This window comes from Streptomyces sp. NRRL WC-3549 (assembly GCF_000721935.1).
Lineage (GTDB): Bacteria > Actinomycetota > Actinomycetes > Streptomycetales > Streptomycetaceae > Streptomyces.
In genome coordinates this window covers 77276-87068 of the sequence record NZ_KL585414.1, presented here as the reverse complement: position 1 = coordinate 87068, position 9793 = coordinate 77276, and the positions used below count along the sequence as shown (strand labels likewise).

The window sequence follows — 9793 nt, the reverse complement described above, 5'->3', positions numbered from 1 at the left end:
CTTGTTTAGCCGCTTCAGCTGCTCGCGCTCGGCGCTGATCAGCTCACCGGACCCGCCCTGGCCTGGCCCTGGCCCTGGCCCTGGTCCTGGTCCTGGTCCGTGTTCGCTCGGCGGTACCGACGGCGCAGGGACTCTGAGCTGATCCCGAGCTCCCGGGAGACGGCCGTAGCCGTCTTGTCCGAGGAATCGACGAGTGCGATCGCGTCTCGCTTGGACTCCTCGGTGTACTGCTTCGTGTACTTGCTTTTCACCTGGTGATACGTCCTCTGGAACCTCAAGATCGAAATCTCCAGGTGTCCACGATCAAATCAAGGGGGGAAGCTTTACCTGCACGTTCACCCTGTGCCGACGGTGCTTGTGGGAGTAGTCCGCGCGTGAGCCGCCGACGCGGTCGCACTCGGCGAGGGCGCCTTCCAGCAGGACCGAGTCGGGATCGGCCTCCCGCAAGACTGTCAGCAGGCCCGGCGCTCCTTCGGCGAGCAGGTGGATGACCGCGTCGGCGTGGGCGGTGGACTCGCTGATCCCGATCGTGCGGAATGCCGGGGCCCGGCCCCCATCCGGGTCGAGGACGTCGGCGTCGAGCTTGGCCTCGAGGTCGAGGCGAAGGGCCGACTGGAGCCGCTGCGCGGCAAGTTGAGCAAGTCCGTCGGGCGGGGCCGGCTGCGCAAACTGCCTGACGGACGCTTCCAGATCGCACCGTAGGGACGAGGGCCGCGCCCGTAACCGGCATGCCCCCGGGCAGCCGTTGGGTCGACGTGTGCATGAAGAGGAGCAACGAGCCCGCCGGGGACACCGGCTTCCCTGTCTACCAGTGCCGCCTGCCGGTGTCCCGAAGAACCAACGAATGCTGCACCGATCTGCTGAGCGGCGGCCACCTGAAGAAGATCGGCTCCAGCTGGCGAGCCCTGCCGCCCGGACGGATCCGATCATCGTATTCGCCGTGCTCCGTGTCGACCAGCCCATCGCCGACATGGCCGGCGGCAACGCCGTCGGCGACACCACCGTGCGCCGCGCGGCGCGACGAGCTGATATCCCTGCCCGCCGCCCGCGCACCCCGCCTGGACCGCGCATGCAAGAAGATCGCGAAACGAGGTGGCGAGTTCGTCCTCATCGACGGCACCTTGGTCCCCACGTCAGCCGCACCGGCGCCGCGAACCGGCCCACCTACTCCGGCGAACACCGCCGTCACGGCCTACACTTCCTCGCCCTCACCGACGAGAACGGCCGCCTGATCTGGCCCTCCGCAGCCCGTCCCGGCCGCACCCACGACATCACCGCTGCCCGCCGCGACCATATCCTCACCCACCTGCGCGCGGCCGGCCTCGGCTCCCTCGGCCTCACCGACGACAGCGACGCCCCGGTGATCGTCACCGGCTACAAGGCCATCCGCGCCCGCAAGCTCGCCCGCAGAGAGAAGCAGGCCAACCGGATCCTGGCCGCCGCGGTGCTCCCGTCGAACACGACTACGCCCACCTGAAGACCTGGTGCATCCTCACCGAACTCCGCACCGACCCCGCTCGCGCCACCGATCTTCTGCGCGCTCTCCTGGTCCTCTCGGACCTCGAGCTCTCACGATGACAAAAGTTCAGTCATATCCGGCGCGGTACGGCCCCGTCCTGCCAGCGGTAGAGGTCGCGCAGCAGGGAAATCTCGGCGCCGTGATGGATCAGCTCCCTGTTGACGTGCAGGACCCTGTTCTCCATGGGGAACCGCTCGGGACCCACCGTGGGCGGATTGTCCAGGTCAGCGTCCGAGAGCTCGCGGACCCCCGCGTTCCATCTCCCGTACATCTCATCGAGCTGATTCAGCGCCTCGTCAGCGGTCCCCGCGTAGGCGAATGCCTCGGACTCGAAGTCCTGGCCGCCGAAGTACCATCCGACCCGATAGCCCAGGCACGAGACGACGATGTGCGCCAGCCGCCAGGCAATCGTGGTCACCGGCGCAGGCACCGGGGCAGGGGACGCGGAGTCCATCGTCCATTCCCCTGAACCCTCCGACATCGGTGCGGCCGACGTGCCGCGTGGGCGGATGCTCCAGCAGCCGCGCACCGGCTCCCAGAAATACTCGTCGTCGGTAAGACCCTCCAGCCGTGGCCGCAGGTTCTTGCTCCAGTACCAATCCAACTGGTCCGCGAGTCGTTCGCTCCTTGTCATTTCCGCACACTACATACAACGGAGACCTGGCTGCGCCCCTCGCGGACGCGTCACCGGCCGTGGGCCGCGAGACGTACCGCACCAGGAGATGACGCTGGGGCCTGATGTGCCCTTCGGGCCGCGCCGCCGCGAGCGGCTCGGCCTCGACCGATGACATGACGGGCAATCAAGGCCGCAGCCTCCGCCGGAGCCAGCATGAGTATCCCGAGCGAGCGCCACACCAGAGCTTGCGACCTGCATGCTCGAAATGACGGCAACTCAATGAGGCTCCCGAGGATCGTGGTTGAGACGTCAGAGATCTCCATCACCAACCCAGGGACCTCGCTTGTTGCGCGTGGTCGACCACCACCTGATCAGTGGTCAACTCGAAGAGGCTCAGTGATCACGACTCAATACACGCCCTGGTGCGCGCCCGGGGGCTGGGCTGGTCGTTCAACCTGGTAGCAGGGTCGGCAATGCTCGCCGAGGCCACTCCGTCCCTGCGGCCCGCAGCGCGGGGGCGCCACCGACACCGCGGTGAACGTTGACGCGGCCGTGGGCGTCGGCCTGGCCGGGCCCTTGATGGGCTGGATCGGCTTCGGTGGACTTGAACGCCGGCGCGGTGTTCCTGTTCTGCCTGTGCCCGCCTCCTCGGCCTCCTTGCCCGGGCACGTTGCAACCACCGTACGGCCACCCCGGTCCTCCCGGTGCCCGGCCCGTTTACCGCCGCCGGGCACCGGGCACGGGCTCACCCATGGCATCCATTCAGCGAACGCACTGCTCACGCGGCCCCGGCCGAGGGACGGCCGCATCCATCGCAATCGGTGCCGCGGCAGGCGTGACAGCTGCGGTCGGCCTCCTTGTCGGCCGTAAGGCGGCCACGATCAGCAAGATCGGCAAGGGGCATCCACTCAAGCACCGCGCACTCGACGTGGCGGCCGGGGGGATGCAGCCGAAGTACCCGCTCGACGCGATGAGCACCTACCTCAATGGCTTCCACATGTACGCCGACGACATGGGGCGGCAGGTGGAGGCGACGCACTTCTGCATCCACCTTCAGCACGACCTGCACCAGTGCGTGATCTTCGACCGCAACGCGCCCGACGCCCGGCTGATCGGCATCGAGTACATCATCAGCGAGGAGCGTTTCCGCTCGCTGCCCGAAGATGAGAAACGGCTGTGGCACAGCCATCACTACGAGGTGAAGTCGGGCAGCCTGGTCGCTCCCGGTGTCCCCGATCTGGCCGAGCACGCCTACTGCGAGGACCTCGTGACCACCTACGGCAAGACCTTCCATACCTGGCAGTACGACCGCGACGACTTCCCCTACGGTGTCCCGCAGCTGATGATGGGCTTCACCGAGGACGGACAAGCTGCGGACGAGATGGTCCAGGCCCGAGACGAGAGGCTCGGCATCTCGACCTCCGGCAAGCGGCACAACCGGGCGGACATCCCGACGCCGGAAGTGGTCCCGGGTGCCAACATGTGGGAGACCGGCAGGACCGTACAGACCCGCATCGAAGAGACGGACTTCAAGCGCTGACAGCGCGCCCACCGTGTCAGCCGCAGGGGCCGGGCCGTACAGCGCCGAGGACAGGCGGTCTGTGCAGCGCGCTCTCAATGCAGGCGGCCACCGAGTGCCGAAGGCTGGTAGAAGAGGTGGCCGAGGATGAAGTAGTCGGCGGGGGCGAGCTTGGACCGCTGGGGCATCCAGGACTCGTGGCTCCAGTCGCGGACGTGGAGGGTTTCGGTGACGCGGCGGCGGGCCTCTTACTGATCGTTTTCAGAACGATTTGAGCTGTGGGCCTTGCGTTCGGTGACGGCCTGTGGGAACGGGTGGCTCGGCTGCTGCCCCCTTCTCCCGGGCAGCGCCGTCGCAATCCGGGACGGTTGCGTGTACCCGACCGAACGGCGCTTGCTGGCACCATGTATGTGCTGCGGACCCGCGTCGCCTGGCGTGACGTTCCCGTAGGGAGCGTGGGCTGCTCCGGTGTGACGGCCCGGCGCCGGCTGCGGGACTGGACCGAGGCCGGTGTCTGGCCTCGCCTGCACGCCACCCTGCTGGGCGAACTGCGCCGCGCCGACCTGCTGGACTTGGACGACTGTGCCGTGGACGGCTCGCACATCCGGGCCCTAAAAGGGGGGATCACGTTGATCCTCACCGGTCGACCGGGCCCGCCCCGGCTCCAAGCACCATCTGATCGTCGACCGGCACGGAACCCCGCTTGCCATCACGCTCACCGGCGGCAACCGGCACGACATCACTCAGCTTCCGCCCCTGCTGAACGCGGTTGCCCCGATCCGGGCCAGCGGGGACGCCCTCGGCGCAAGCCTCGGCGACTGTATGCCGACCGGGGCTATGACTTCGACAAGTACCGGCGCCTGGTGTGGCAACGCGGTATCAAACCCGTGATCGTCCGATGCAGTGTCGCCCACGGCTCCGGACTGGGCAAGGTCCGCTGGGTAGTCGAGCGATCCTTCGCCTGGCTTCATCAGTTCACACGACTCCGCATCCGCTACGAAAGACGTGCTGACCTCCATCTGGGCCTGCTCGAACTGGCCTGCAGCCTCATATGCCTCCGCCGCCTGCGGACGTCGTTGTGACACGATCAGTCAGTCGCTCAGGATGCGCTCCCACAGCAGCCCGTCCTGCCAGCTCCCGTTGAGGAAGATCGAAGAGTGCGCGACGCCGTAGGGGGTGAACCCGTTGCGGCGCAGCACCCGTTGCGACGGCAGATTCGCAAGGTTTGTGGACGCCTCAGCACGGTGCAAACCGAGTTCGTCCGTCATCACTTGGAGTACAAGCCCGAGGGCTTGGCCGGCGTGTCCTTGATTCTGGGCGACGCTGGAGATCCAGTATCCGACGGAACCGCGGCGCAGGTGCGGCTGCGGCAGTATGCCTCCGACGGTTATCTGCCCGATCACCTGGCCGTCGGCGACTACCGCGCCCGGCCAAACTGTGCCGGCCTGGTATCCGGCCAGGAGCTTGTCGATTCGTTCCGCCTGGCCCTCCGGGGTGAAGAAGTCGGCCGGCTGGGCCGGTTCCCACGACCGGAAAGCCTCGAAGTCCCGCACCCGATGTGCGGCGATCGGGGCGGCGTCGGTGGGCTCGATCAGGCGGATCCTGGTGCTGTTGTACATGGGCTGATCCTCGTAGCGGTTCGCGGTGGGTCGGATGAGACCGGCCAGCCTCTGCGAGCCGCAGGAGCCGACAGTTCTGGCCAAGCGCTTCATTCTGAAACGATCAGTTAATCCGCCGCACACCGAATGGAAGAAGTCGTCACCGGCGGGGCCGCCTGGCGCCCGCCCTCCTACAGCAGCACCGGCGGCGACTGCGTCGAGGCCGCCCAGAGCGACGCTTGACCCATCATCCCGGTCCGCGACGGCAGGAACTCCACCGGCCCGGTTTGTGGCCGTCGGCGCGGACGCCTTGGACAGCCTTTGGGGCAGCGAGCCTTTTCCACCTGCGGGCCGGGTTGGCCAGTTCGGCTGACAGACGAGTGAAGCCCCTGGTAGATGGGTGGGTTCTCGACGAAGGACACCCCGTGCCCAGCAGAGGCCTCGCATGCCTCCACCCGTCCGAGCGGGTCGTGTCCAGCTCTACCCTGTGCTTCCTCGCCGCCCGCCTGCGGGAACAGTGTCGTCGTCTCGGCACAGATGGCGGTGCCTGAGCGCCGAGCGGCAGGCTCTGCTCGCTCTCGCTCATCTCCGCAACGGTCATTCGTACGCCCAGCTCGCGGCCGGGTTCGGGATCGGCACTACCACCGCCTACCGCCACATCACCGAGGTCGTCGACATCCCGGCCGCCCTCGCTCCGGCTCCCGCTGATGCGATCCGGGCGTCGATGAAGGTGTTCGTCCTGTTGGACGGGCCGCTGCTGCCGATCGACCGCATCGCCGCCGACCGGCCGTTCTGCTCGGGCAAAAGCAAGAAGTACGGGGTGAACGTGCAGGTCGTCGCCGTTCCGTTCGGCAGGCTGGTGTGGGCGTCTCCCGCCCGGCCCGGAGCCGTTCATGACATCCGTGCGGCCCCCGAGCAGGGTGTCATCGACGCTTTCGCAGGGGCCGGCATAGCCTGCTGGGCCGACAGGGGTACTCAGGAGCGGGGGGCCTCTATGTCCTTCGTCAAGGCGCCTCTGTCAGGTATGGGGTGGTTCAGGGTTGCTGGGGTTATGCGGCGAGCTCGATGTCGTTCGGTGTGCGGGGTTCGTAGAAGGTTCCGTCGCGGAGCATGGCGAACAGGACGCTGATGCGTTGGCGGGCGAGGCGGAGGAGGGCTTGGGTGTGGGTTTTGCCGCGGGCTCGTTGCTTGTCGTAGTAGGTGCGGGAGGTGGGGTCGGCGTTCATGCAGGCGAAGGCGGACAGGAACATGGCCCGTTTGAGCTGCCGGTTTCCGCCTCGGGGTGCGTGTTCGCCGTGGATCGAGGTTCCCGAGGACTTCGTTGTCGGGGCCAGGCCCGCGTAGGAGGCGAGGTGGGTGGCGGTGGGGAAGCTGGTTCCGTTGGCGATGGTGGTCAGGAGCACGGCGGCGGTCCTGACGCCGACTCCCGGCATCGAGGTCAGGACCTGGGAAAGAGGGTGTGCCTCCAGCAGGGTGCTGATCTGGGCTTCCAGGGCCCGTCGCTGTTCGTGGACGGTGCCGAGGGAGCGGGCCAGGGAGGGAACGACGGTGTCGAGAGTGCCGGTCCCGGGCACGATCACGGTCTGCTCGTCCAGTGCGTCGAAGACCTCGTCGATCAGCCGGGCGGCCATGCGTGGCGCCTTGGGCCGGATGAGCTCGACGAGTCTGCGGCGGCCGGCCTTTCGCAAGGCGGCCGGGGACCCGTGGCGTTCCAGCAGCCAAGTGACGGCCTGGTGGTCCAGACGCGGGCCGAGGACACGTTCCAGGCCGGGGTGGAACTGGGTGAGCAGGCCGCGTATCCGATTGCTGGTTCGGGTGGCCTCGGCGGCGAGGTCCTGGTCGAAGCCGACCAGGACGGTCAGCTCGGCGGTGATCTCGTCGGTCAGTCCCAGCGCGCGCAGGGTGCGGGCGGCGTCCGCGATCACGGCGGCGTCCTTGGCGTCGGTCTTCGCCTCGCCCGGGTAGAGGTCGGCGATCCGGCGCATCGCGAGGCCGGGCAGGTAGGCGACTTTGCAGCCCGTCCCGGGCGACGGCCAGGGGCAGAGCGCCGATGGAGGCGGGCTGGTCCACGATCACCAAAACGGTGCCGAACTTCACGGTCAGCTTGTCGAAGACGGTCCGTAGCTTCGGTTCGCTGGTGGGCAGTTGCTTGTCGAAGACCTTCTTTCCGGCCGGAGTCAGTCCGTGCCCGTGATCGGTGCTCTTGCCGACGTCCAGGCCCAGGAACACGCCCTCGTCTTCGGTTTCGGACATCGCGCTCCTCCAGGCGAGTTGAACGTGCCGGCCTCGGCAGCGGTGTCGTACGCGCGCATCCACGTTATGCAGACCTGCCGCCCGCGAACCGTCCGGCATTGCGCCGGACCGGACGGTGGCCGGACCTCTCATCAGCGTCTCCGACGGCACCTCCCGGACCCGGTGACACCACCCCCCCCGGTCATCCGTTCGCCAGGGGGACATAGTTATGCCGGACCCGGAGGCCAGCGGCCCCATTGCAGGACCGCGAAAAACATAACGCGGGGCACGGTCCGTGTTGCCTACCGCGGGCCGGTGGGAGACGCTGCCAGCAGGCCGTCAACCGGTTCCACGTGAAGATCCGAGCCCTGGTCGAACAGGCCGTCGCTGCCCTCAAGTGCCAGCGGCTTCTCGGCAGGCTCCGCTGCTCGACCACCTACATCTCGACCCTTGTTCAAGCTGTTCTCACCCTGCGCCTGACCAGCCCAGGCTGACGATGGAAAAGGCTCAGCGCTCGCCAGCCCCACTGTTGTAGAGGGGCGTCGCATCTGGTCACGGGGCCTCGAAGTGGGTCACGGCCAGCGTCTTGTCCACCCGGGCGGCGACCAAGTCGTCGTGGCGGATTACGAAACTCGTACAGTAGGCCTCGTACTCCGGAAGTTCTCTGGCGAGCGATATCCATTCATTCGTCAGTTGGTGTTTTTCCTCCTCCAGGCGGGAATACCATTTTGCGATCGGGATGGCGGGGATCTCGCCTTCCTTCTCGCGTCCCGCGAGGGCCTGCTCTGCGATGCTGTTGATCACCTCGTCATCGGCATACCCGCCGATGAGGACGCCGGTGCCTGATGGCCAGAGGCCGTCGGCCAGAGCTCGAAGTTCGTCCAGGTGCGGGAGGTCACGCTCCATGTAACGGGCCAACTGCCGCTGGAAGGACGACATGTCGTCCCACTCGAGATCCTCCCAGTACGGGTGCCAGTCCTCGTCCTCATCACCCTCCTGGAGCCAAAGGGGCAGCTCGGCTCTGAGCTCGGCGCAGACGCTGAACTGCTTGCGCACACACACGGAGCCGGGGGCTTTTGCGACAGCGGTTTCAGTGCCGTCCGGTACATAAACGACTCGGGCGTACCTCCCCGAACTGACCTCGTGATCCATCTCCTGGTTCACGAAGAAGAGCAGCGTCCCATCCGGCGGCAGGCCAAATCCGTCGACTCTTGGCAGCGCCCCACAATCGACGGAAAAGAGCAACGGCAACGGAATGTCCCCGGCGGACGGCCACTTCATGCCCACCGGTAGCCGGGGCAACCCACCGATGTGGCCGACCGGAGGGCCACCACTTCCTCCGGACAATCCGATCGCCAAACGAAGGTGCCGGCTGAACCTGCTGATCTCGTCGTCCGGAACGCCCAATTCAAGCGCTGCCCGACGAAACTCCCCCTGATGATCCATGCCCAAGAAGATATAACCCTTCCATCCGGATGTGCCACGAGGGCGTTGACGGGAACGGGCTGCACTTGTGGATGGCGAGCGTCGGTCACCGTGGGCTGTCCCAGCGGATCCGCCTCAGGAAGCCGCGCAGCTCCAAGGTGATGTTGCGCATCTTCTCTCTGGGAGCGTGATCAGTGAGCCTCGTCCAACCTGATGGGGGCTGGAGTGGCAGCCCCGGTGGCGGGCATGAAGAAGGCTCCTGGTAGACGGGTTCACGACCAAGATCACCATTCCGCCAGGAGCTTTCGCGTGCTTGTCTACCCTTCCCCAAGCTCTCAACTTCGTTCGAGCAGGGGAGACCCCAACGTATCGATCTGTCCAGCGGCGCTCTGCAACATCTCTCCGGCCTTCTCGCAGGTCACCGTCGTCGGATCGGCTCCCGGTGGCGTCGCCTAACCTCGCGCTTTCGTGAAGCGGGCTGTCCGGCAGGCGGGCAGGAGTATGACCCTGCCGGGCCTGGCCCTCGGCACGGTCGGCAGCGGCACCCACCTGCCCGCGCAGCCGATGCCGAGGGCGACTTCGCGTAACCCGTTCCGCACGAGCCGGTCGAGATCGCGGTCGCCGAGCCGGTCCAGGACGTTGATGCGGCCGGTGGCGTCCCACACGTAGCGCTCGCCGATCCGGTCCCGGGTGAAGGCGTCCATCTGTTCGTCGATGACCCGGCCAACCCCGAGGAACAGATCGTCGACGAACCGGAAGGCGGTCACCCCGTACGCGTCGTGCAGCTGGTCCAGCTCGCCGATGATGTTCTCGGGGGTGCGCACGCGGATGGCGAGGTCGGGGTTGGCGGTGACGGCGGCTCCGCGGAAGGAGCAGTTGTAGGG

7 protein-coding genes and 6 pseudogenes are annotated in these 9793 nt (G+C 67.1%); 6 read left to right on the top strand and 7 right to left on the bottom strand.

The annotated features are described in order from the left end of the window. Nucleotides 1-38 precede the first annotated feature (38 nt). Nucleotides 39-251, bottom strand: a complete 213-nt coding sequence (locus tag IH13_RS38060; protein WP_158791254.1) for a transposase — start codon at nt 249-251, stop codon at nt 39-41. A gap of 61 nt (nt 252-312) precedes the next feature. Beyond that, nucleotides 313-525, bottom strand: a pseudogene (locus IH13_RS41030) (IS5/IS1182 family transposase); the annotation flags it as partial. On the opposite strand from IH13_RS41030, the gene IH13_RS44815 reads away from it, so the two are divergent. Next, the gene (locus IH13_RS44815; protein ID WP_234433352.1) at nt 484-702 is read left to right on the top strand and encodes a hypothetical protein; all 219 of its coding nucleotides are present in this window, start codon (nt 484-486) and stop codon (nt 700-702) included. The pseudogene IH13_RS41030 and the gene IH13_RS44815 sit on opposite strands and share 42 nt — an antisense overlap. Before the next feature lie 268 nt (nt 703-970). Continuing rightward, nucleotides 971-1477 carry a transposase family protein gene (locus IH13_RS44810; protein WP_234433351.1) on the top strand — a complete coding sequence of 169 codons (507 nt, stop codon included), beginning with the start codon at nt 971-973 and terminating at the stop codon, nt 1475-1477. A 112-nt stretch (nt 1478-1589) separates the two neighbouring features. Here the strand turns inward: IH13_RS44810 and IH13_RS0121655 are convergent, their stop codons facing one another. Then, nucleotides 1590-2153 carry a DinB family protein gene (locus IH13_RS0121655; RefSeq protein ID WP_031086921.1) on the bottom strand — a complete coding sequence of 188 codons (564 nt, stop codon included), beginning with the start codon at nt 2151-2153 and terminating at the stop codon, nt 1590-1592. Between the two features lie 817 nt (nt 2154-2970). On the opposite strand from IH13_RS0121655, the gene IH13_RS0121650 reads away from it, so the two are divergent. Together IH13_RS0121650 and IH13_RS41025 are read left to right on the top strand one after the other, a co-directional pair. Further along, nucleotides 2971-3675, top strand: a complete 705-nt coding sequence (locus tag IH13_RS0121650) for an OBAP family protein (protein WP_234433350.1) — start codon at nt 2971-2973, stop codon at nt 3673-3675. A 257-nt stretch (nt 3676-3932) separates the two neighbouring features. After that, a pseudogene (locus tag IH13_RS41025) lies at nt 3933-4736 on the top strand (IS5 family transposase). Nucleotides 4737-4745: 9 nt separating this feature from the next. On the opposite strand, the gene IH13_RS0121640 reads toward IH13_RS41025, so the two are convergent. Continuing rightward, nucleotides 4746-5273: a GNAT family N-acetyltransferase gene (locus tag IH13_RS0121640; protein ID WP_031086917.1), complete on the bottom strand. Its 528-nt coding sequence runs from the start codon at nt 5271-5273 to the stop codon at nt 4746-4748. 404 nt (nt 5274-5677) lie between these two features. Between IH13_RS0121640 and IH13_RS41020 the strand changes: the two are divergent. Next, nucleotides 5678-6276: pseudogene (locus IH13_RS41020) on the top strand (transposase family protein); the annotation flags it as partial. Nucleotides 6277-6301: 25 nt separating this feature from the next. Here the strand turns inward: IH13_RS41020 and IH13_RS38045 are convergent. After that, a pseudogene (locus tag IH13_RS38045) lies at nt 6302-7505 on the bottom strand (IS110 family transposase). Nucleotides 7506-7769: 264 nt separating this feature from the next. On the opposite strand from IH13_RS38045, the pseudogene IH13_RS42585 reads away from it, so the two are divergent. Next, nucleotides 7770-7978: pseudogene (locus tag IH13_RS42585) on the top strand (IS5/IS1182 family transposase); the annotation flags it as partial. A 58-nt stretch (nt 7979-8036) separates the two neighbouring features. Here IH13_RS42585 and IH13_RS0121625 read toward each other — a convergent pair. Next, nucleotides 8037-8930 carry a DUF1963 domain-containing protein gene (locus IH13_RS0121625; RefSeq protein ID WP_031086915.1) on the bottom strand — a complete coding sequence of 298 codons (894 nt, stop codon included), beginning with the start codon at nt 8928-8930 and terminating at the stop codon, nt 8037-8039. Between the two features lie 431 nt (nt 8931-9361). Beyond that, a pseudogene (locus IH13_RS0121615) lies at nt 9362-9793 on the bottom strand (hypothetical protein); the annotation flags it as partial.